This window comes from Actinoplanes xinjiangensis (assembly GCF_003148685.1).
Taxonomy (GTDB): domain Bacteria; phylum Actinomycetota; class Actinomycetes; order Mycobacteriales; family Micromonosporaceae; genus Actinoplanes; species Actinoplanes xinjiangensis.
In genome coordinates this window covers 612,229-634,347 of sequence record NZ_QGGR01000002.1, presented here as the reverse complement: position 1 = coordinate 634,347, position 22,119 = coordinate 612,229, and the positions used below count along the sequence as shown (strand labels likewise).

Annotated in this window: 14 protein-coding genes and 1 riboswitch; of the genes, 5 read left to right on the top strand and 9 right to left on the bottom strand. The window is 73.2% G+C overall.

The window, feature by feature from the left end; translation table 11 throughout:
- Window positions 1–43: 43 nt before the first annotated feature.
- Window positions 44–1,954, top strand: coding sequence for a hypothetical protein (locus tag BC793_RS06240; RefSeq protein WP_239169664.1), 1,911 nt, complete (start codon window positions 44–46; stop codon window positions 1,952–1,954).
- Here the strand turns inward: BC793_RS06240 and BC793_RS06235 are convergent.
- Window positions 1,900–2,358, bottom strand: coding sequence for a hypothetical protein (locus BC793_RS06235; protein ID WP_109590065.1), 459 nt, complete (start codon window positions 2,356–2,358; stop codon window positions 1,900–1,902). The genes BC793_RS06240 and BC793_RS06235 overlap by 55 nt on opposite strands.
- A gap of 1,661 nt (window positions 2,359–4,019) precedes the next feature.
- Between BC793_RS06235 and BC793_RS51105 the strand changes: the two genes are divergently transcribed.
- Both BC793_RS51105 and BC793_RS06205 read left to right on the top strand, forming a co-directional pair.
- Entirely contained in the window at window positions 4,020–7,007 is a 2,988-nt protein-coding gene (locus tag BC793_RS51105; RefSeq protein ID WP_239169663.1) for a glycosyltransferase, read from the top strand.
- Complete coding sequence (locus BC793_RS06205; RefSeq protein WP_239169662.1) at window positions 6,982–8,247, top strand: glycosyltransferase; 1,266 nt, start codon at window positions 6,982–6,984, stop codon at window positions 8,245–8,247. The genes BC793_RS51105 and BC793_RS06205 overlap by 26 nt, the downstream gene beginning before the upstream one ends.
- Here BC793_RS06205 and BC793_RS06200 read toward each other — a convergent pair.
- From BC793_RS06200 to BC793_RS06185, 4 genes are all read right to left on the bottom strand, one after another.
- On the bottom strand, window positions 8,175–9,713 hold the full coding sequence (locus BC793_RS06200; RefSeq protein ID WP_109590057.1) for a cellulase family glycosylhydrolase: 1,539 nt from the start codon (window positions 9,711–9,713) through the stop codon (window positions 8,175–8,177). The genes BC793_RS06205 and BC793_RS06200 overlap by 73 nt on opposite strands.
- A 187-nt stretch (window positions 9,714–9,900) precedes the next feature.
- Window positions 9,901–11,559 (bottom strand): precorrin-2 C(20)-methyltransferase, encoded by a 1,659-nt coding sequence (locus BC793_RS06195; RefSeq protein ID WP_109590055.1) that lies wholly within the window; start codon window positions 11,557–11,559, stop codon window positions 9,901–9,903.
- A gap of 16 nt (window positions 11,560–11,575) precedes the next feature.
- Window positions 11,576–12,193 carry a precorrin-8X methylmutase gene (locus BC793_RS06190; RefSeq protein ID WP_109590053.1) on the bottom strand — a complete coding sequence of 206 codons (618 nt, stop codon included), beginning with the start codon at window positions 12,191–12,193 and terminating at the stop codon, window positions 11,576–11,578.
- A 3-nt stretch (window positions 12,194–12,196) separates the two neighbouring features.
- Window positions 12,197–13,528 (bottom strand): precorrin-3B synthase, encoded by a 1,332-nt coding sequence (locus BC793_RS06185; RefSeq protein ID WP_109590051.1) that lies wholly within the window; start codon window positions 13,526–13,528, stop codon window positions 12,197–12,199.
- Between the two features lie 105 nt (window positions 13,529–13,633).
- Window positions 13,634–13,759: riboswitch (cobalamin riboswitch) on the top strand.
- On the opposite strand from BC793_RS06185, the gene cobN reads away from it, so the two are divergent.
- On the top strand, window positions 13,752–17,327 hold the full coding sequence (gene cobN, locus BC793_RS06180) for a cobaltochelatase subunit CobN (protein ID WP_373871183.1): 3,576 nt from the start codon (window positions 13,752–13,754) through the stop codon (window positions 17,325–17,327). It overlaps the preceding riboswitch by 8 nt.
- A 5-nt stretch (window positions 17,328–17,332) precedes the next feature.
- On the opposite strand, the gene cobF is transcribed toward cobN, so the two are convergent.
- The 3 genes from cobF to BC793_RS06165 all read right to left on the bottom strand — a co-directional run bounded on the left by cobF (window position 17,333) and on the right by BC793_RS06165 (window position 20,002).
- Window positions 17,333–18,091 (bottom strand): precorrin-6A synthase (deacetylating), encoded by a 759-nt coding sequence (gene cobF, locus BC793_RS06175; protein ID WP_203896013.1) that lies wholly within the window; start codon window positions 18,089–18,091, stop codon window positions 17,333–17,335.
- 14 nt (window positions 18,092–18,105) lie between these two features.
- Window positions 18,106–18,789 (bottom strand): response regulator, encoded by a 684-nt coding sequence (locus BC793_RS06170; protein ID WP_109590048.1) that lies wholly within the window; start codon window positions 18,787–18,789, stop codon window positions 18,106–18,108.
- Window positions 18,790–18,937: 148 nt separating this feature from the next.
- The gene (locus tag BC793_RS06165; RefSeq protein WP_109590402.1) at window positions 18,938–20,002 is read right to left on the bottom strand and encodes a sensor histidine kinase; all 1,065 of its coding nucleotides are present in this window, start codon (window positions 20,000–20,002) and stop codon (window positions 18,938–18,940) included.
- A gap of 119 nt (window positions 20,003–20,121) precedes the next feature.
- Between BC793_RS06165 and BC793_RS06160 the strand changes: the two genes are divergently transcribed.
- Window positions 20,122–20,517 carry a hypothetical protein gene (locus tag BC793_RS06160; protein WP_109590046.1) on the top strand — a complete coding sequence of 132 codons (396 nt, stop codon included), beginning with the start codon at window positions 20,122–20,124 and terminating at the stop codon, window positions 20,515–20,517.
- Window positions 20,518–20,852: 335 nt separating this feature from the next.
- On the opposite strand, the gene dinB is transcribed toward BC793_RS06160, so the two are convergent.
- On the bottom strand, window positions 20,853–22,031 hold the full coding sequence (gene dinB / locus BC793_RS06155; protein WP_109590044.1) for a DNA polymerase IV: 1,179 nt from the start codon (window positions 22,029–22,031) through the stop codon (window positions 20,853–20,855).
- Window positions 22,032–22,119 lie beyond the last annotated feature (88 nt).

Below are 22,119 nucleotides of genomic sequence, written 5' to 3'. Positions count from 1 at the left end.
GCGAGCTTGCGAGCGAAGCAGCAAGCGAAGCGGAGGCGGTGCGATGAGCGCGGCCACGGCCAGCCCCACCATCGACCGACGGGACGGCCGGGATCCGGTACCGGCGCCGCGCGCCTGGACCGGACCGGCCGCCGCCGGGATCACGCTCACGATCACCGGGGCGGCCGGGGCCGCGGCTCTGGTGACCGCCTACCGGCGGGCCGAATGGGGACAGGACGGCTCGTTCGCCTGGTTCTGGGCGGGCATGCTGGTGTTCAGCCTGCCCGCGGCGTACTGGGCGATCCGCCGCGGATCGAGCGCCCGGCTGCGCCTCGCCGTCCTGATCGGCTACGCCTGCTTCACCTACCTGCCGAAACTGCTGCGCAACCCGGCCGGTCCGCTCTACCACGACGAGTACGCCCACTGGGGACAGAGCCACGACATCGTCCTCGACGGCCTGCTCTTCCAGCAGAACCCGATCGTCCGGGTGATCGGTGACTATCCGGGCCTGCACGCCACCGTCGCGTCCCTGGCCACCCTCACCGGGGTCACCGTCTGGCACGCCGCCCTGTTCGTGCTGATCCTGGCGCACGTGCTGCTCACCCTCGGCGTCGCGGTGCTGGCCGGTCAACTGTGGCCGGACCCGCGGATCGCCGCCGCGGCCGCGATCGTCTACAGCCTCAACAGCTCGTTTCTCTACTTCGACACCCAACTCGGGTACGAGTCGCTGGCGATCGGTGTCCTGGTGTGGGCGCTGGCCTGCGCGATGCGCGCGATCCGGGCCGTCAGCGCACGGGCCCGGCTCGGCTGGGCCGCCCTGTTCCTGCCGTTCACCGTGGCGATCACCGCCACCCACCACCTGACCGCGATCTGGCTCACCGGCATGCTCGCCCTGATCGCGTCCGCCTGCACGGTTCTTCGCGCGCCGGCGCGTACCGCCTGGGCTCTGACCGCGATCGCCGGCGTCTCGGTGGCCGGGTGGATGGCCGCGGTGTCACCGCGGACCGGGACCTACCTGCAGCCCTACCTGGGCCGGGCCCTCGACCAGTTCGGCGGGATGGCCGGCGGCGGCTCCGGTGGCCGCACCCTGTTCAACCAGTCGGTCGCCCCCTGGTGGGAGCAACAGGCCGCCTTCCTCGCCCCCGGCGTAGCCCTGCTCGCCACCCTCGGCGCCGCCGTGCTCTGGTGGCGCCGCCGGCGTGTCACCGACCCGCTCACGAGGGCCGCGTCGGCCGCGATGCTGCTGCTCGGCGCCCTGTACTTCCCGGCGACGCTGCTGATCCTCACCCCGTCGGGTGCGGAGGGCGCACGCCGCTCCTGGGCGTTCAGCTACCTCGGCATCGCCGTGGTCACCGCTCCCTTGATCATCGCACTGCTGGACCGCGCGCGCCGCCGGATCAGCGGTTCCGGCGTATTTCTTCTGGCGATGTGTGCGCTGGTCATGGTCGGCAACACGGCGGCCGGCATGAACCCGTCCTACCGGTTCCCCGGCCCGCCGGTCTTCGGCTCGGACACCCGCGCGGCCACCCCCGAGCTGCTCGCCGCGTCCGCCTGGCTACGGGAGACCCGCGGCCGCGGCGCCCGTCTGGTCGCCGACCGCTACTCCGGCCTGATCTTCGGCTCCTACGGCGAGCAGGAACCCACCACCGGTTCGGAGAGCTTCCCCACCTATCAGCTGTATCTGGCGAAACCCGGCCGTCCGATGCCACCCGCGCTGATGGAGCAGCTGCGCGGCTGGCGCTTCGAATACCTGGTCGTGGACCGCCGGATGGCCGAACAGGTCCCCGACATCAAGATCTACTTCGAGACGAACGAGCCGATCCCGCACGACGGGAGACCCGGCTTCACCCGGTCCCAGCTGACCAAGTTCGACACCATGCCCTGGCTGATCAAGGTCTACGACGGGCCGCACATCGCGATCTACCGCTTCGACTTCGACAGTCTCGGCCGGAACATCCACATGGGAGCCCGATGACCGTCCCCCCACTGCTGCGTGCCCCGGCGGCGAGGCTGCTGCTGGTCGCGTACCCCGCCCTGGCCGCGATCCTCCCGGCCGCCGGCCGCCCCTGGCTCACCGTCCCCCTCTGCCTGACCGCCCTGGCGGCCACCGGCGCCCTCTGGATCCGCGCCCTCCCCGGACTCCCCGCCGAAACCGGCGTCCCCGCCGTCCGCCCCGGCCTCGCCGCCGCGGCCGGCCTCATCACGGTGCCGCTGGTGGCGCTCCTTCTGCATATGACAGGCCAGCCGGTACGCCCGGCGCCCCTCGTCATCGCCTGTACCGCCCTGGTCACCGTCCTCGGTGCGGTCGCCCTCCTCCGCGACCACCGTGCGGTCCGCCGGGCGGGCGCCCCTCCCGGCCTCCCGGTCCAGCGGCGGCACGACACCTCGCCCGGTTCCGTCGCACTGCTCCCGGGCGCTGATGATCCACTGTCTTCGGGCGGCGAGGATGCTTCCGGTCCGCTGTTCCCGGGCGGCGACGGTGGTTCTGGTCCACGGTTTTCGGACGCTGACGGTGGTTCTGGTCCACGGTTTTCGGACGCTGACCGTGGTTCTGGTCCACGGGTTTCGGGCGGCGACGGTGGTTCCGGTCCGCTGTTCTCAGGTGCGGACGGTGCTTCGGATGCCGCCCTCCCGGATGCCCGGTCGGGCCGTGCCGGTTCGGGCCGTGCTGGTTCGGGCCGTGCTGGTTCGGGCCGTGCCGGTTCGGGTGCGCCGTTGGCCGATGCGGACCTTCCCGGTGCGGGCCGCGGGCCGGCACGGACGACGGTGGCCGTGACGATCCCGCTGGTTCTGGCGGCCGGCGTCGGCGGCCCGGCGGTGCACCGCTACCTGACCGCGCCGCACCCGGCGGAACCCGGTTACCTGAGCGTCGCCCTGAACGGCTGGGCCGCCGCCATCGACAGCCCCGTCACGGTTCCGGCGCGGGGACTGGTGGTCCCGATCCGGGTGACCAGCGCCGGCCTGGCCGACACCACGAGCCTGCTGCAACTGCGGGTCGGCGGTCAGGTGCTGGCCAGTCGCCCGATGACGGTGGCCGCCGACTCGGTCCGATCGCTGACCGTCTACGTCCCCGCCCTCCCGGCGGACGGCCGCCTCCGCACCGTCGCCATCAGCGTCGGCGGCACCAGCATCGGCTTCCACGCCCTCGGCCATGCCGACGGCAGCGGATCCCCGCTGACCTCCGCGGGTGCCGCGGTCACCGGGCCCGGGGTCCGCCCGCACACCGCCACCGGAGGCGACCGCCCGGCCGGCCGGGCGAACGGTCCCGGGGCCCACACCGGCCCGGCCGGTGCAGTCGGTGACCCTGCCGCGCCTGGCCGTACGGTTCCCGGCCAGGTCAGGGGGATGCGGGGCCCGTCGGTCACATCCGCCGGTGATGACGCTGCACCCGGCCGGACGACTTCCGGCGAGGGCCAGGGAATGCACGGTCCATCGGCCGCGCCCGCCCGCGATCGGGGTGCTGGGGTGCGGGCTTCCTCGGCCGGGACGGCCGGGGATCGCGGTGCTGGAGCTTCTTCGGCCGGGTCCGCCGGGGATCGCGCCGCTGGGGTCAGGCGTCCTTCAACCGGGCCCGCCCGCGATCGCCGCGCTGGGGTGCGGGCCTCTTCAGCCGGGCCCGCCGGGGATCGCGGTGCTTGGGTGAGGCCTCCTACAGCCGGGTCCGCGGGGGATCGCGGTGCGGGGGTGCGGGTCTCTTCGGCCGGGGCCGCCGGGGATCGTGCCACGGGTGTGCGGGCGACGCCGTCGACGGGAGGGGCAGACGGTGCCTCAGCCGTCCCGGGCCGGCCGATGACGTCCGGCGCGAACGGTGGAACGACCACTCCCGGGGCCGGTCCGGTGACTCACGCCGAAGACCGCAGGCGGCCGGCCGGTACCAAGGGCGGCCGGGCAGTGGGCGCCCCGCGGCAGTCCCCCGTGGTCGTCTCCGGTGCCGACGGCGTACCGCTGCGGCCTTTCGCTCCTGGTCATGAGATTGCGGAGCCGGGCCGGGTGACATGCTCGGGCAAGCGGCGGGCCGTGCTCGCGGGGGAGCGGACCGCGTGCTGAGAACCGCTGTCCGCCGCCTGTCCGAGGACTCCCTGGCCCGCAACAGCCTGCTCATCATGGCGACGACGGTGAGTAACGGCGGGCTCGGCTACTTCTACTGGATGCTGGCGGCACGTTCGGTCCCGCCGAACCGGATCGGTACCGCCACCGCGCTGATCTCCGCCGCCACCGCGGTCAGCATGATCGCCAATCTGGGCGCCGGGCACATGTTCATCCAGCGTCTGCCCGGCAGCGACGCCGTCACCTGGTCCCGGATCGTCGGCACCGGCCTGTTCGTGGGCTCGGCCGCGACCGCCGCCACGGCCACCGCGGCCGCCCTGATCGTCCCGCTGTTCTCCGGCAACTTCGGTTTCCTCTCCGGTCCCGGCGGAACGGCCGCCCTGATCGCCGCCGCGGTGGCGGTGACGCTGACGACCCTGCTGGACAACCTCTACGTGGCCCACCGATCCGGCCACGGCATGCTGATCCGCAACCTGGCGGTGGCCGCCGGCAAGATCGTCACCCTGCTCGCGGTCCTGTCGGCCGGCGCCCACGGAGCGACCGCCGTCCTCGTCTCCTACATCCTCCCGACGCTGCTGATCAGCCTGGCCACCATCGCCGTCGGCCCTCGCCGCCTGCGCCCGTCCCCCCACCGAGCCGACGCCCCCGCCACGGCCGTCGATCGCACCGACCCCGGAGCCAGTCACACGGCCGTTGATGGTGCCGGCTCCTCAGCCACTCACGCGGTTGTTGATGGTGCCGACTCCTTCGGTATTCGTCCGGGTGCCGACCGTTTCGGGGGGTCCGGCCCGCGGCCCGGCGGCCGGACGCGGTGGCGGGCGGCGACGGCGGGCCTGCGGGCCGAACTGCCGCACCTGCGGACCGCCGTCACCGGGCACCACCTGATCAATCTGACCCAGGCGGGCCCGGCCGCGCTGCTGCCGGTGCTGGTGACCGCCCGGCTGGGCCCCGACGCGAACGCCCACTTCTACCTGGCCTGGATGACCGCCTCGATGCTGTTCATGGTCTCCCCGGCGGTCGCCTCGGCGCTCTACGCGGAACGCACCAACGCCGCGGCCGTCCCGGTGTCCCGGGCGGCCGTGGTGGTCCTCGCCATGGTCGGCGCACCCGCCGCCGTGCTCCTGATCGCCGGGGAGCGGATCCTCGCCCTGTTCAGCGCCGGATACGCGGCCGAGGGCGGCCTCCTGCTCCAGATCCTGGTGCTGGCCGCGCTGCCCGACGCGGTGGCGAACCTGGCGGTGGCGCACTGGCGTTCCCACGGCAGGTTCCGCCTCTGCCGCCGCCTGAACCTGGTCCGCGCGATCACCTGCCTGGTCCTGGCCTGGCTCCTGCTGCCCGGCTCCGGCGTGACGGGAGCCGGTGTCGCCTGGCTGACCGGCCAGACCGCCGCCGCCCTGCTGGTCGGCGCGATCGCCCTGACCCGCCGCGCACCCGCGGCCGGAACCGGTCCCGACAAGGGCCCGGACAGCGGTGTGGGCGACGGCTCGCGCGGTGTGGGCGGCGGCGGTGAGACCTGTCCTGGTGGCCGGGGAAGCGGCGTGGGCGGCGGCGGCGAGGACAGTCCTGGTGGCCGGGGAAGCGGCGTGGGCGGCGGCGGTGGTGAGGACAGTCCTGGTGGCCCGGGAAGCGGCGTGGGCGACGGCTCGCGAGGTCCGGGCGGTGAGGGGCGGGGCGCGGTGGGCGTACCGCAGGAGGTTGGAAAGCGGCGGCAAGCCGGCAGTGAGACACCCACCGGGGAGAAAACGATGAGGGTTCTGCATCTGTCGAATCTCTACGCGCCGGTGATCGGCGGGCTGGAACGCAGCATCGCCACCAGCGGTGAGGAGATGGTGCGGCGCGGGCACGAGATCACCGTGCTGACGCTGGCGACGCCGGAGGCGCCGCACGACGAGACGATCAACGGGGTACGGGTGATCCGCATCCGCAGCATCATCAACACCCTGGCGCCCGGCCTGAACCGGGATCCGCGCAAGCCGTTCCATCCGACGATGGCCGACCCGCTGGCGACGGCCGGGATCGCCCGGGTGCTCCGCACGCACGACTTCGATCTGGTGCACAGCCACGACTGGCTGATGTACAGCTATCTGCCGCTGCACGGCACCGCGCTGGGCCTGCCGCACGTCCACACCGCGCACGATTTCGGGCTGACGTGTGTGCGCAAGACGTTCGCCCGTAACGGCCGCCGCTGTGACGGCCCGAGCCTGGGCCGCTGTGTCCCGTGCGCGTCCGGCCAGTACGGCAGACCGAAGTCGACCCTGCTCACCATCGGTCTGCGGGCGCACCGGCACCGGGGCATCGACTCCCTGACGGCGATCTCGAACTCGGTGGCGTCGGCGCTGAATCTGGCCCGGCTGCCGGGTGAGCTGCCGGTGCAGGTGATCTCCAGCCTGGTCCCGGACGGACTCGACGAGCTGGCCCGGGACACGCCACGCCCGGACTGGCTGCCGGACCGGCCGTACCTGCTGTTCGTCGGTCAGCTCGGCCCGCACAAGGGCATCGACGTGCTGTTCGACGCCTACGAGAAGCTGCGCGCGGGGATGGACGACCCGCCCCGGCTGGTCTGCCTCGGGACGCCCCGCGACGACACCCCGCCCGCGCCGGAGGGGGTGCTGGTCCGCACCGATGTCCCGCATCCGCAGGTGATGGCGTCCTGGCGGCACGCGGCCGCCGGGGTGGTGCCGTCGCTGCTGGAGGGGATGGGCCAGGTCGCGGTGGAGGCGATGCTGGCCGGCACCCCGCTGATCGCGTCCGCGTCGGGGGGCCTGCTCGACGTGGTCGGCGACGACGGCGTGAACGGCCTGCTGGTGCCACCCGGCGACGCGGAGGCCCTGCATGCGGCGCTGCTGCGCCTGCTCACCGACCCCGACCTGGCCGCCCGCTTGCGTGCCAACGGTCTTCAGCGTGGCCTCGACTTCACCGCGGCCCGCGTCGTCCCCCAGATCGAGGAGGTCTACCGTGCCTGCATCGCCGCCGCCCAGTGAGTCGTTCGGCCATGCCGAGGCCCGCATGCTGAGCGGGACCGGCCGTACCCCCCGGATCCTGGTGGTCGGATCGGGATGGCGGTTCCTGTCCGGGATCAGCTACTACACCTGCCGGCTCAGCAACGCGCTGCACGACCGCTACGAGGTGGGTGCGATCCTGATGCGCCGACTGCTCCCGGCCCGGCTCTACCCCGGCCGGGACCGGGTCGGCCGGTCCCTCACCGACCTGCGTTACGACCCGGATGTACGGGTGTTCGACGGCGTCGACTGGTGGGCGGTGCCGAGCCTGCTCCGGGCGGTGCGGTTCCTGCGCCGGTTCTCCCCGGACGTGCTGGTGCTCCAGTGGTGGACCGGGGCGGTGCTGCACTCGTACCTGGTGCTGGCGCTGGCCGCCCGCAAGCGGGGGATCCGGGTGATCGTCGAGTTCCACGAGGTGCAGGACACCGGGGAGGCACGGCACCGGTGGGCGGCCCGTTACGTGCGCCGTTGCATCCGGCCGCTGCTGCGCCGCACCGACGGGGTGGTGGTCCACTCCCGGTTCGATCAGGTGGCGCTGGCCGAGGCGTACGACCTGGGGGCGGTGCCGGCCGAGGTGGCGCTGCACGGCCCGTTCGACCACCACCTGCCGGACCGGCCGGTACGCGAACCGGGCGACGACGTGTGCCGGCTGCTGTTCTTCGGGACGATCCGGCCGTACAAAGGGCTTGAAGATCTGGTCGAGGCCTTCGCCGACCTGGGTCCGAACTATCACCTGACGGTGGTGGGGGAGACCTGGGAGGGCTGGACCGGGCCGGGCCGGATGATCGAGGAGTCGCCGGTCCGGGACCGGATCGAGTTCGTCAACCGGTACGTCGCCGACGCCGAGGTCAACGAGTTCTTCGCGCACGCCGACGTGGTGGTACTGCCCTACCGGCGCAGTTCGGCGAGCGGTCCGCTGCACATCGCGATGAGCCACGGCCTGCCGGTGGTGGTGACCGCGGTCGGCGGCCTCGTCGAGGCCGCCGAGCACTACAGCGGCACGGTCTTCGTCGCGGCGGCGGCGCCGGGCGAGCTGCGGGAGGCGATCGTGCGTGCCGCCGGCCTGGCCGGCCGCCGGCACGCCGACCCTTCTTCCTGGGGGCGTACGGTCGACGCGTACGCCCGCCTGCTGACGCGGATCGGGGTCGCTCAGGACCCGCCGGTCGACAGCGCCACGTCGTCGAACCAGACGCTGCCCTTGTTGTCGCCCGACTTGAGGTGAAGCTGGACGCTGGTCGCCCCGGCCGGGGCGACCGCGTCCACGGTCAGCCTCGTCCATTCGCTGTCGCCCTTCGCGACCTGCTTCGACGAGTGCTGGCCCAGCCAGCGGTCGTTGATGTCGAACCAGCTCAGCGCGATCTCGTTGGAGCCGGTCACCCCGGCGCCGCGGGCCCACGCCTCGGCGTGCCAGGTCTGCCCGGCCTGTACCGGGTCGACCGGTGAGGTGCGAACCGACGGCAGGCTGGAGCCGTTACGGACGGTCCCGGTGAACCGCGCCGAGAAACCGCCGGTCCGGGCCACGTCACGCGCCCGGACGGCGACACCCTCATCGGCCAGGTAGGGCCGCCACGGCGAGCTGCCCGGGCTCGCCTCGAAATCGAGGTCCAGCAGGTTGTTCGTCAACGGGTGGCCGGCCCACGCGTTGCGGACCACGGTGGCGGCCGGCTTGGCCGTCCCGTCGGCCCGGTACAGACCGAACCGGTACTGCGCCGGCACCTTGGAGACCTGCGAGTTCGACGGGATCGCGCCGTCGGCGAAGTCGTACAGCGTCCACGGCGCCACCGACCGCACCCCGGCCTCGGCGGCGGCCGCGAACGTCCGCGCCAGGAACGCCATCTGCTCGCCCTCGCTGCTGGTGGCGGTGCTCAGGCCGGTCTCGCCGATCACGATCGGGTCGGGGCTGACCGCCGCCTGCGCGCGCCGGATCTCGGCCAGGGCCCGCTCCGAGTTCCCGTAGAAGTGGTAGTCGTAGTAGTCCAGCGGGGTGCCGGTGAGGGCCGCCCGGATCCGGGCCAGGCCGGCCGCGCCGCTCTGGCCGTCCACCGACAGGGTCAGCGGCATCTGCGGGACGGCCTCGCGGACCGCCGGGATCAGGTTGCGCACCCACGTCACGGCGGCCGGATCGGTCGACACGAACTCGTTCTTCAGCTCCACCGACAGCACCCGGCGGTCGTCGGCGTACGGCGTGAGCACGGCCTTCGCCCAGGCGGCGCTGCCGGCCGCGTCGGAGTAGCCGGACCACCAGTCGAACAGGGTCAGCTTGACGGTCAGGCCCTGCGAGTCGGCGATGCTGATGAACTTGCGCAGCCGCTCGGTGTACTCCAGGCGGGGCTTGGGGAAGCCGAAGGACTGCGGGAAGAGGATGATCCGCACGTTGTCCGCGCCGAGGGCGGCGGCCTTGGCCATGTCCGCCTCGATGCGGCCGGCGTCGAACCCGGTCCACATCGCCGACCAGCCGGCGTTCGACGGGTAGTAGTTGATCGTCCGGGCGGTGGTGACCGCCGCGAGCCGGGACTGCAACGTCACCGCTGTCTCGTTGAGGGCGGTCACCGGCGTCGGGTCGCCGACCGGAAGCGCCGATGCCCTGGGCCCGCGCTCGGCCGCCGAGGAACCCGAGGCCGGAAGTGTGACAGCGAGCAGAAGAGTAGAGGCCAGGATCGCCGCGGTACGGGTACGAGCTGTCGTCACGGTTGTTCTGAGCCCTTCGCATCGTTCAGGTGGGGCCCCTCCTTTCGGTCGCCGGTGTCCGGGTCGTCAGGCCCCGGGCTGATGCAGTGCGGTTGCGATCCGGGAGCGCCCCGGGAACGCGGCTTCATTCCCCGGACGGCGGCCGATGGTCCGCGCGTCGGCCGCCGGGAGACGCCGGTTCCGGGCGTCAGTCCGGGTAGTGGCGTGGCGTGTAGACGGCGGTGGTCCCGTCGCCGCGGGTGACCGCCCGGGTCTGCGACGAGCCGATGATCAGCAGGCAGCGCATGTCGACGCCGGCCGGGTCGAGCGCGGCGAGCGTGGTGATGCGCACCGACTCCTCCGGGCCGCCGACGTCCCGCCCGACCACCACGGGCGTGCCCGGGTGACGATGGTCCCGCAGCAGCTCCAGGGCACGGACCAGCTGCTCACGGCGGGTCTTCGAGGCCGGGTTGTAGACGGCGATCACCAGATCGGCGGCCGCGGCGGCCGCCAGCCGGGACTCGATCACCGACCACGGCTTGAGCCGGTCGGAGAGCGACAGGATGCAGAAGTCGTGCCCCAGCGGGGCGCCCGCACGGCTCGCGACCGCCTGCGCCGCGGTCAGGCCCGGAATGATCCGCACCGGGACGTCCAGCCACTGTGGGTCCTCGGCCACCTCCAGGACGGCGGCGGCCATCGCGAAGACACCCGGGTCACCGGACGAGACGACCGCCACCCGGCGACCGCGTTTCGCCAGGTCCAGCGCGAACGCGGCCCGCTCCGCCTCGACCCGGTTGTCCGACGGGTGCCGGCGCTGGCGCGGGTTCGGCGGAACCCGGTCCACATAGGGCCCGTAGCCGATCAGGTCGTCGGCGTCGGCCAGCGCCTCCTGTGCCTCCGGGGTCAGCCAGTGCCGGTCGCCCGGGCCCAGACCGACCACGGTCACTCCACCGGCCCGGCCGGCGGTCTCGATCCGGCTCATCGCCGCCGCGTTGGCCTCCTCCAGGCTGACCATGCCGGTGTCCGGCACGGCCGTGCCCGCGGCGGGCGGGGCGAGCAGCACGTCCAGCCCGGCGGCCCGGCCGGGCCCGGCGTCGGCGGTGAACGCGGTGGCCGCCGGGCTCGGCAGCAGGGCCAGCGAGAAATACGGCACCGTGGCCGGGTCGACGTCACGCAGCGGGGCCGACCGCTCCCGGTCGGTGGTGGCACGCTCCACATACCACGCGTCGTCGAGACGGCCGGCCTGCTCCAGGGCCTCCCGCACCCCCTCGAAGGTGCGGCCCAGTTTCATCACGGCGGCCGAGTCCGTGGTGGCCAGGCGGGCGGCCAGTTCCTTCGGCTCCAGGGTGCCGGGCAGGACGGTGAGCACCTCGTCCCGCTCCATCAGGGGCCGGCCCAGCACCGCCGAGGCGGCACTCACCGAGGTCACCCCGGGAACGACCGCCGTCTCATACCGCCCGGACAGCCGCTTGTGCATGTGCATGTAGGAGCCGTAGAAGAACGGATCACCCTCGGCGAGCACCACCACGTCGCGTCCGGCGTCCAGATGCGCGGCCAGCCGGGCCGCCGACGCGGTGTAGAACTCGTCGATCGCGCCCTGATAGCCGCCCGGATGATCGGTCGTCTCGGTGGTCACCGGGTAGATCAGGGCCTCCTCGATCTGGCCCTCCCGCAGATAGCCGGCGGCGATCGCGCGGGCGTTGCTGCGCCCGTGCCGCGCCGCGTGATAGGCCACCACGTCGGCCGCGCCGATCAGCCGTGCCGCCTTGACCGTGACCAGCTCCGGGTCACCCGGGCCCAGCCCGACCCCGAAGAGCCGCCCGGTCCTCGCCGCCGCGGTGTCGCTGCGGAATGCGTCGTTCGTCATTCTGTTCCGTTCCGGCCTATTCGGCTTCCGAGGCGAGGGCGTTCACCGCGGCCGCGGTCATGGCACTGCCACCCCGGCGGCCGCGCACGATCAGATACTCCAGGCCGGACTCGGCCAGCGCCTCCTTCGACTCGGCCGCGCCGATGAACCCGACCGGGATCCCGACCACCGCGGCCGGCCGAGGCGCACCCGCCGCGACCATCTCCAGCAGCCGGAACAGCGCGGTCGGCGCGTTACCGATCGCGACCACGGCACCACCCAGCCGGTCACCCCACAGATCCAGGGCGGCGGCGCTGCGGGTGTTGCCGATCTCCGCCGCCAGCCGCGGCACGGCGGGGTCACGCAGCGTGCAGATCACCTCGTTCGCGGCCGGCAACCGGGTCCGTGTCACCCCGGACGCGACCATCTCCGCGTCGCAGAGGACCGCCGCGCCGTCGAGCAGCGCCTTCCGCGCCGCGGTCACCACACCCGCACTGAACCGGACGTCGTCCACCAGATCCACCATCCCGCAGGCGTGGATCATCCGAACCACCACCCGCGACACGTCCTCCGGCAGCCCCGACAGGTCCGCCTCGGCGCGGATCGTGGCGAACGATCGCCGATAGATCTCCGCGCCGTCACGCACGTACTCCATGCTTCAGGGCCTCCTCGCCACCGCTATCGCGTCTTCCAGCCCACTCACCGCAATCGGCCCGCGGTCGCCGATCCTCGGCGTTTCCGGCGCTGCCGTCGATGGCCCGACCAGCCCGGATCCACTCCCCGGACGGCGGGTGATCAGGTAACCGCCGGCGGTCGCCTCGGCGCGGACGTGCGGGCCCGAGGGGCTGCCGCACGCGCGGGCGCAACCGGCCCAGTGGACCGGGAGACCGTCGACGAAACGGGACGCGGCGGCGGCGTCGGCACGCACGTCGGCCAGCGACTTCGCGCAACCCGGGCGGCCCGCGCAGGCGGTCACCCCGGACCAGGACGAGCCGGGCGTCACCGCGAGACCGGCACCGGCCAGGCGATCCGCCCAGGCCTCCGCCGCCTCCGGCGCCAGATCGGCCACCACCACACCGCGCCACGGCGTCACGACCAGCAGGCCGGCGTCTTCCAGAACCCTCATCGGTACGCCGTCCAACCGCCCCAACGGCACCAGCGCCGCGACCGCGACGAGCCCGTCCGGCTGTGGCACCACCCCGATCAGGTCACCGGGGTCCGGGGCGCCGACCTCGATCAGGTCATGCGGATCCGGGGCGTCGACCCCGACCAGGTCAGCCGGGGCCGGGGCGCCGACCGGTGTCGCCACCTCGACCGGCGCGGATGTCAGACCGAGTGCCGCCGCCACCCGGGCCGAGACGCGGGCCGGGCCGCCGGCGAGCTCCCGCAGTCGCCACGCCGCCGCACCGCCGGACCGCTGCGCCTCCCGCTCGGCGAGGAACGCGTGGGCGGTGGCGATGAGGGCCGGCACCACCTCGTCGAAACCGGCACGTAGACCGGTGTCTTCCCCGGCGAGCCGGATCGTGAACAGGCCACCGCCCGCGCCCTGGACGGCGGCGACGTCGGCGGCGAGCGGGACCCGGCCGATGGCGAAGAGGAACTTGCCGGGCAGGGCGGCCAGGGCGGCGTCAGCCTGGATCGCGAGGTCGAGCCGTCCTACGAGAGCGCGCAGAGGCGATCCGGGAAGAGGCGGGGCCGCAATGTTCCGTACATTGTCGTGGGTCGGTGAAGGCAGCAGGCCCGCCGACCGCAACCGGGCCGCCAAGGCCGGCGCATCGTCTGGCTTCAATGCTCTGAGCTGGAGATTCGCCCGGGAGGTGAGCTCCAGACAGCCGTCACCGAACTCCTCGGCCAGCTCGCGCAGCGAGCGCAGCTGAGCGCCGGACAGCATCCCCCCGGGCAGCCGGACCCGGGCCAGCATGCCGTCGGCCGCGGCGTGCAGCCGCAGCGCGCCGGGACAGGCGTCGGTGTCGCTGGAACGGGGAGTCATGGCCCGGATACTACGGCCGACCCCCGACAGGAATTCATCTCCGTCGTGCGGTGGGTCGGGAGCGTCACAGCGGGCGTTCCACCTTGACGCGGGACACCGGGGTTCGGAAAGGTTAGGGGCCAACGAGCGGCGACGCCGCGGAGGAAGCCGGTGTGAGTCCGGCGCGGTCCCGCCACTGTCACCAGGGGATTTTCCCCGGGAGCCAGGAACTCCGGTCGCTGTGATGTCCGTCTACCCGGGGCGCGGACCCCGAGGGGGAGTGCGCGTGTTCCTGCTGCTGTCGACATCCGACACCGACCTGCTCAGTGCCCGGGCCAGTGGCTCGGCGTGGCGCCCGGCCAACCCGGCCCGCACCGCTGTCGGTGACCTGCCCGCCCTGCTCGACGGCGTCGACCTGGTCGTGGTGCGCATCCTCGGCGGCCGCCGCGCCTGGGAGGAGGGCCTCGACGCGCTGCTCGCGGGCGACCTGCCGGTCGTGGTGCTCGGCGGCGAGCAGGCGCCCGACGCGGAGCTGATGAAGCTCTCGACGGTGCCGGCCGGTGTCGCCGCGGACGCGCACACCTATCTGGCGCAGGGCGGCGCGGAGAATCTGGCGTCGCTGCACGACTTCCTCTCCGACACGGTGCTGCTGACCGGCAACGGATTCGCGCCGGCGACCGAGACCCCGCAGTGGGGTCTCCTGCCACGCCCGGAGTCCACCGGCCGGGAGACGGTCGCGGTGCTCTATTACCGCGCCCACCACATGGCCGGCAACACCGCCTTCGTCGAGGCGCTGTGCCAGGCGATCGAGGCGAAGGGCGCACGGCCGCTGCCGATCTTCACCGCCTCGCTGCGGACCGCGCCGCCGGAGCTGCTGGCCGAGCTGCGCAAGGCGGATGCGCTGGTGGTGACGGTGCTGGCGGCCGGCGGCACCCGCCCGGCCACGGCGTCGGCGGGCGGCGACGACGAGGCGTGGGACGTCGGTGTGCTCGCCGACCTCGACGTGCCGATCCTCCAGGGGCTCTGCCTGACCAGCTCGCGGGCCGCCTGGGAGGCCAGCGACGACGGGCTCACCCCGCTGGACGCGGCGACGCAGGTGGCGATCCCCGAGTTCGACGGGCGGATCATCACGGTGCCGTTCTCGTTCAAGGAGATCGACGAGGACGGGCTGTCGGTCTACGTTGCCGACCCCGAGCGGGCCTCCCGCGTCGCCGGGATCGCGGTGTCGCACGCCCGGCTGCGGCACGTCCCGGCCGCGGAGAAGAAGATCGCGCTGATGCTGTCGGCCTACCCGACCAAGCACTCCCGGATCGGCAACGCGGTCGGCCTGGACACGCCGGCCTCGACGGTCGCCCTGCTCGCGGCTCTCGCGGAGGAGGGCTACCGGATCGGCGACTTCGGGTCCTACGACGGTGACGGGCTCATCCACACGCTGATCGCGGCCGGCGGGCAGGACCCGGACTGGCTGACCGAGGAGCAACTGGCGGCCAACCCGGTGCGGATCTCCGGCGAGCGCTACGCGGCCTGGTTCGCGACCCTGCCGGAGGATTTCCGGGCGAGCGTCGTGCAGCACTGGGGGCAGCCGCCCGGCGAGCTGTACACCGACGGCGGCGACATCGTGCTGGCCGCACTCCGCGACGAGAACGTCGTGGTCATGGTGCAGCCACCGCGGGGGTTCGGGGCCAACCCGGTCGCCATCTACCACGATCCCGACCTGCCGCCCAGCCACCACTACCTGGCCGCCTACCGCTGGCTGGCCGACGACTTCGGCGCGCACGCCGTCGTGCACGTCGGTAAGCACGGCAACCTGGAGTGGCTGCCGGGGAAGAACGTCGGCATGTCCGCATCGGACGGCACCGACGCGGCCCTCGGCGATCTGCCGCTGATCTACCCGTTCCTGGTCAACGACCCGGGCGAGGGCACCCAGGCCAAGCGGCGCGCGCACGCCACCCTGGTCGACCACCTGATCCCGCCGATGGCCCGCGCCGAGTCGTACGGCGACATCGCCCGGCTCGAGCAGCTCCTCGACGAGCACGCCAACATCGCGGCTCTCGACCCGGCGAAACTCCCGGCGATCCGCGCCCAGATCTGGACCCTGATCCAGGCCGCCAAGATGGACCACGACCTGGGTCTCCAGCACCGGCCCGACGACGAAGAGTTCGACGACTTCATCATGCACATCGACGGATGGCTGTGTGAGGTCAAGGACGTGCAGATCCGCGACGGACTGCACGTGCTCGGTGCGGCGCCGGCCGGCGAGGCCCGGGTCAACCTGGTGCTGGCGATGCTGCGGGCCCGGCAGATGTGGGCCGGCAAGGTGGCGGCCCTGCCCGGTCTGCGCGAGGCGCTGGGCCTGGCCGAGGACGCCTCCACGGCGGAGACCGACGCGGTCGAGGCGCAGGCCCGCGAGCTGATCGCGGCGATGGAGGAACACGACTGGGACGTCTCCGCCGTTTCCGGCCTCTCCGATGACGCCGATGTGCGGCGGGTGCTGGAGTTCGCCGCGACCGAGGTCGTGCCCCGGCTGGCCCGGACCACCGACGAGCTCACCCACGTGCTGCACGCTCTCAACGGCGGCTACGTCCCGGCCGGCCCCAGTGGCTCCCCGCTGCGCGGCCTGATCAACGTGCTGCCCACCGGGCGCAACTTCTACTCCGTCGACCCGAAGGCGATCCCCAGCCAGCTCGCCTGGGAGACCGGCCAGGCGATGGCCGAGTCGCTGCTCGACCGCTACCGCGCCGACTACGGCGACTGGCCACGCTCGGTCGGCCTCTCCGCCTGGGGCACCAGCGCCATGCGCACCGCCGGCGACGACATCGCCGAGATCCTGGCGCTGATCGGTGTCCGCCCGATCTGGGATCCGGCGTCGCGCCGGGTCACCGGGCTGGAGCCGATCCCGGCCGGGGAGCTCGGCCGGCCGCGCGTCGACGTGACGGTCCGCATCTCCGGTTTCTTCCGGGACGCGTTCCCGCACGTGGTCGCCCTGCTCGACGACGCCTTCCAGATGATCGCCGGTCTCGACGAGCCGGACAACTTCGTGCGCGAGCACGCGCTGCGCGACCAGGGCGAGCACGGCGACTGGCGACGGGCGACGACACGGATCTTCGGGTCGCGACCGGGGGCGTACGGTGCGGGCATCCTGCCGCTCATCGACAGCCGGAACTGGCGCGACGACGCCGACCTGGCCGAGGTCTACGCGGTCTGGGGCGGTTTCGCCTACGGCCGTGACCTGGACGGGGTCCCGGCTCGTGGGGACATGGAGAACGCGTACCGCCGGATCGACGTGGCCGCGAAGAACATCGACACCCGCGAGCACGACATCGCCGACTCGGACGACTACTTCCAGTATCACGGCGGCATGATCGCCACGGTGCGGGCGCTGACCGGTAAGGCTCCGGCGGCGTACATCGGCGACTCCACCAACCCGGACCAGGCACGCACCCGCAGCCTGACCGAGGAGACCGCGCGGATCTTCCGCGCCCGGGTGGTGAACCCGCGCTGGATCGCCGCGATGCGGCGGCACGGCTACAAGGGAGCCTTCGAGCTGGCCGCGACCGTCGACTACCTGTTCGGCTACGACGCGACGGCCGGTGTGGTCACCGACTGGATGTATGAGCAGCTGGCCGCCAGCTACGTGCTGGACGCCGAGAACCAGGCGTTCATGCGGCAGTCCAACCCGTGGGCGTTGCACGGCATCACCGAGCGCCTGCTGGAGGCTGCCGACCGCAAGCTGTGGGATTCGCCGGAGCCGGAGACGCTGGCCGCGCTCCAGCAGCTCTATCTGGAGACCGAGGGCGACCTGGAGGACGGCCCGGCGTAACCGTGTCAGCCCGCGTCGGGGCGGCGGCGCAGCAGGTAGGTGTCCATGATCCAGCCGTGCTGCTCGCGGGCCTCGGTGCGGGTCTTGACGATCTCGTCGCCGACCTCGGCCACCGGCCCGGCCGCGAGCAGCTCGTCCGGGGTGCTGACGTAGGCGCCCCAGTAGATGTCGGCGTCCGGGTATCTGGTGAACGCGTGCTGGGCGTCGAGCATCACGACCACGTCGTCGGCGCCCTCCGGCCAGCCCTCCGCCAGGCGCCGCCCGGTGGTCACCTGGAACGCCTGCCCGACCCGGTTGAGGCCGATCCGGTGCTTGGCGGCCAGCGCGGACACACTGCTGATGCCGGGGATCACCTCGAACTCGAACGTGACCGCCCCGCGCTCCAGGATCTCCTCGAGGATGGCGATCGTCGAGTCGTAGAGCGACGGGTCGCCCCACACCAGGATCGAGCCGGTCTCACCGTCCTTCAGGTGCTCGACGATCAGCTCCTCCAGGACCAGGGAACGCCGGTGCCGCCAGTCGGCGACGGTGCCGGTGTAGTCGGCCGGGTTGCGATCACGGTCCGGGTCGCGGCCCTCGACGATCCGCTTCCGGGGCTGCGAGTAACCCCGGATCAGACGCTCCCGCAGCTCGATCAGGCTCGCCTTGGTCTCACCCTTGTCGAGCAGGAAGAACACATCGGTCCGGCCGATCGTCTTCGCCGCTTGCAGGGTCAGATGGTCCGGGTCGCCCGCGCCGATTCCGACTACACAGATCTTCCGCACGCCCTGAGTCTGCCTCACGCACGGCGGCGGGCCGCCGCCAGGCCGCTGCGATGAGCGATGGCGACGAGCTGCGCGCGGCTTCCGGCCTCCAGTTTGGCCAGGATCCGGTGGACGTACGTCCGGACGGTCTCCGGGCTCAACGACAACGCCCGGGCGATCGCCGCGTTGTCGTCGCCGTCCGCGAGAGCGGCCAGCACCTCCCGCTCCCGGGCGGTGAGCCGCTCCAGCCGCGCGTCGGGAACCGGCTGCGGTGCGGCGGCCGCGTGCGCCATGACCTGCCGGGTCACCCCGGGGGAGAGGACCGGCTCCCCGCGGGCGGCGGCCCGGACGGCGTCCCGCAGCGGTCCGGGCGCGGTGTCCTTGAGCAGATAGCCGTCGGCGCCGGCCCGCATCGCTCCGAGCACCTCCTCATCGGTGTCGAATGTGGTCAGCATGAGAATCGCGACGTCCCGCCCGGTGGGCCCGGCCCGGAGCTCCCGCACGGCGGCGATGCCGTCCCCACCCGGCATCCGGATGTCCATCAGGACGACGTCCGGCCGCAGCCGCCGTACCAGCGCCACCCCGGCGATCCCGTCCTGCGCCGCCCCGACCACCTCGATCGTCTCGCCCGGGCCGTCCGCGTCGCCGGTGAGCAGGGCCGTTATCCCGGCCCGGACCAGCGACTGGTCATCGACGAGCACCACCCGCACCGCGCTCACCGGCCACCTCCAGCGGCTGGTCGTCGACCGGCTCCATGTACCGCGCTCACCGGGCCACCTCCAACGGCTGGTCGTCGACCGGCGGTATGTACCGGGCTCACCGGGCCACCTCTAGCGGCTGGTCGTCGACCGCCGTCATGTACCGGGCTCACCGGGCCGCCGCCAGCGGCAGGGCGGCGCTGACCCGCCATCCGTGGGCGACCGGTCCGGCGTCGAGCCGCCCGCCGGCCGCGGTGACCCGCTCGCGGAGCCCGGTCAGGCCCGCCCCGGCCGCCTCCGGACCGCTGGGCGGACCGTCGTCCTCCACGCTGACCAGCACGAGTCCGTCGTCCTCGCGGATCTCCACCGCGATGCTGCGGCCCGCCGAGTGCCGCAGCACGTTCGTCACCGCCTCCCGGACCAGCCGGTACGCGGTGGCCGCGGTCGCCGGATCCTCGACCGGCTCGATCGCGGTGCGTACCCGGAAACCGGCGTCCCGGGCGGTGTCGATCAGCGCGCCCAGGTCGCCGAGTGACGGCTCCGGCCCGGCCCGCAGGGTCCGGACGGTGCTCCGCAGCTCGGCGAGTGCGTCGGAGAGCGCCCGCGCCACGTGGTCGAGGGCGGCGACCGCGGCGTCCGGCCGATGCGGCGCCTCCTGCCGCGCCACATTGGCCTGAATCGCGGCGACGGTCAGCGCATGCCCGATCGAGTCGTGCAGCTCCCGGGAGAGTTCCTGATTGTGCTCGTGAACCCGGCGCCCGGCCTCCAGTGCGATCTGGCGCCCGGTGAGCGCGGCGATCCGGCGGCGTGCCCGGACCAGCTCACCGAGGGCGATCGCGGCCGCCATCAGGGCGAGGTGGCCGATCCCGTCGTACAGCACCACGAGCCCGAAGTCCTGCCCTTCCCGCAGCCGGAACACCACGGAGACCACCAGGGCGACCAGCGCCGCAACGACGGCGATCCGGCGATGCCCGGCCTCGGCGGCCGAGTACAGCGCGGCGGCCACCGGGACCGCGACACCGATCGCCGGAAACCCGGCGGCATAATAGGCGAAAAGACCAAGAACGGTCAGGATCAGCACGGTACGCGAGTGGCGCCGCCGCCCGAGCATCAGCGCGCCGAGGGCCGCCGCCCCGAGATAGGCGCCGATGCCGCCCCGCCCACCGAGGTCCGCCGAGGCGATCAGCGCCAGCACCCCGGCGACACCGGCCGCGACCGCGCCGTCCACCAGCATCTTCCGCACCTCTGTGATGCTAGGCAGAGTTCTCCGGGTCCGGGTACGCCGAAAAGCGACACCTGCCGACGCCACCGGCGGGATTCGCCGTGCCGCCCCGATCCCTACCGTCGGATCCCATGCGGAAAGACATCCCCCTCATGATCGTTCTGGGCCTGCTCGCGGCGCCCCGGGCGGTCCTGCACGACCTCGGCCTGGTCCACGAGGGCACCGGCCTCAACGCACTGCTGGTCTTCGTGCCGCTGCTGATCTGGGTGGTGACCGCGGTGACCCGCTCGCCGTCCCCGGTGCGGCTCCTGCTCGGGGCGGGCGCCGTCTACGGCATCTGCCTGGCCGTCATCCACAACGCCCTGTGGAACGGCGAGGCGTCCGTCGCCGAGCCACTGGCCCGCGCCGGGATGACCCTGTCCAGCCTGGTCACCGGCCTCGCGGTGGGCGCGATCTGCGGCGGCGTCGCCTGGCTGCTCACCCGCCGCCGCCCCGACCCGGCCGCATCCCGCAAGAGCACCCCCTGAACAGCGCCCGCCCCGTTCCGGCCGCACCGCGGAACGCGCGTGAAGCGCGACGCCACGCACCGATCCGATCGCGTCGCGCGGGTACGCGCATGAACTGCAACGCCCGCGCGATCCGGCCGCGTCGCGCGGGGACGCGCATGAACTGCGACGCCCGCACTGATCCGGCCGCCTCGCGCGGGGAGGCGCGTGAAGCGCGACGCCCGCACTGATCCGGCCGCCTCGCGCGGGGAGGCGCGTGAACCGCGACGCCCGCGCCGATCAGTCCGCACCGGGCAGGCCCGCCCCGTGAAGCGCGGCGCCCGCCGGGCCGATCTTGGGCAGGGCGCGACGGCGGCTCAGTCCGGGAGGATCGGGACCGACGGGGAGATCTCGCGGCCGATCATCGCGGCCCGTCGCAGGGCACCGGACCCGAACCGGTCGCGAACCCGGTCGACCGCCGCGTCCAGCCCGTCGGCCCGGGGTGGCTCGAACGGCAGCTCCATCTGGACCGCGCCGTCACCGTCGAGGTTGCTGACCGCGACACCGACCAGGGTGAGCCCCCGCTCGCCGATCAGCGGCCACGCCTCGCGCAGCAGGTCGACCGCGGTCCGCAATACCGCGCCGGTCTGCATGGTGGCCTTGAGCAGGCTGCGCGACCGGGTGGCCCGGCTGAAGTCACCGAACCGCAGCCGCAACGTGATCGTCCGCCCGGCCCGGTGGGCCCGCCGCATCCGCTGGGTGACCCGGTCGACGAGGGCGCCGAGAACCGCCTCGACCTCGGGGAAGCCGCGTGAGCCGGAGCGGCCCAGCGCGCATTGCGCCCCGATCGAGCCGCGCCGCCGCCCGGTCTCCACCCGGCGGGGGTCGTGGTTGTGTGCGAGCGCGTGCAGGTGCCGTCCGGCGTTGCCGCCGAGCATCGCGATCAGTGCCGCCTCCCCGATCCGGGCGACGTGCCCGACCGTGTGGATCTGGCGCTCGCGCAGTTTGGCGGCGGTGACCGGGCCGACGCCCCACAGTTTCTCCACCGGGAGTGGGTGCAGGAACTCCAGCTCCCGGCCGGGTGGCACGATCAGCAGCCCGTCCGGCTTGCCGGCCCCGCTGGCCACTTTCGCCAGGAACTTGGTGGGTGCCACACCGACCGTGATCGGCAGCCCGGTCCGCGCGCGGACCTCCGCCCGCAGCACGCGGGCGATCTCCTCCGGTGTCCCGCGGATCCGGCGCAGGCCCTCCACGTCGAGGAAGGCCTCGTCGATGGAGAGCGGCTCGACGAGGGGCGTGGTGTCGCGGAACACCTCGAACACGGCCCTGCTGGCCGCCGCGTAGGCGGCCATCCGCGGCGGCACGACCACGGCGTGCGGGCAGAGCGCCCTCGCCCGGCCGAGAGCCATCGGGGTACGCACCCCGAACGCCTTCGCCTCGTAGGAGGCGGCCAGCACCACCCCGCCACCGACCAGGACCGGCCGGCCGCGCAGCGCGGGATCGTCGCGCTGCTCGACCGACGCGTAGAACGAGTCCAGATCGGCGTGCAGGATCATGCCGCCACTTTAGTACATACGTTCGAAGAAGCGCAGGCCGGCAGAGCGGCGGCCGTCACAAAGTAGTGGGGGAATCGCGCCCATGGAT

What these genes read in the sequence shown, in the direction of transcription:
- BC793_RS06240 (WP_239169664.1), top strand. Translation starts at nt 44, where the DNA reads ATGAGCGCGGCCACGGCCAGCCCCACCATCGACCGACGGGACGGCCGG.
- BC793_RS06195 (WP_109590055.1), bottom strand. Translation starts at nt 11,559, where the DNA reads ATGACGAACGACGCATTCCGCAGCGACACCGCGGCGGCGAGGACCGGG.
- BC793_RS06190 (WP_109590053.1), bottom strand. Translation starts at nt 12,193, where the DNA reads ATGGAGTACGTGCGTGACGGCGCGGAGATCTATCGGCGATCGTTCGCC.
- BC793_RS06185 (WP_109590051.1), bottom strand. Translation starts at nt 13,528, where the DNA reads ATGACTCCCCGTTCCAGCGACACCGACGCCTGTCCCGGCGCGCTGCGG.
- cobN (WP_373871183.1), top strand. Translation starts at nt 13,752, where the DNA reads ATGTCCGTCTACCCGGGGCGCGGACCCCGAGGGGGAGTGCGCGTGTTC.
- BC793_RS06165 (WP_109590402.1), bottom strand. Translation starts at nt 20,002, where the DNA reads ATGCTGGTGGACGGCGCGGTCGCGGCCGGTGTCGCCGGGGTGCTGGCG.
- BC793_RS06160 (WP_109590046.1), top strand. Translation starts at nt 20,122, where the DNA reads ATGCGGAAAGACATCCCCCTCATGATCGTTCTGGGCCTGCTCGCGGCG.
- dinB (WP_109590044.1), bottom strand. Translation starts at nt 22,031, where the DNA reads ATGATCCTGCACGCCGATCTGGACTCGTTCTACGCGTCGGTCGAGCAG.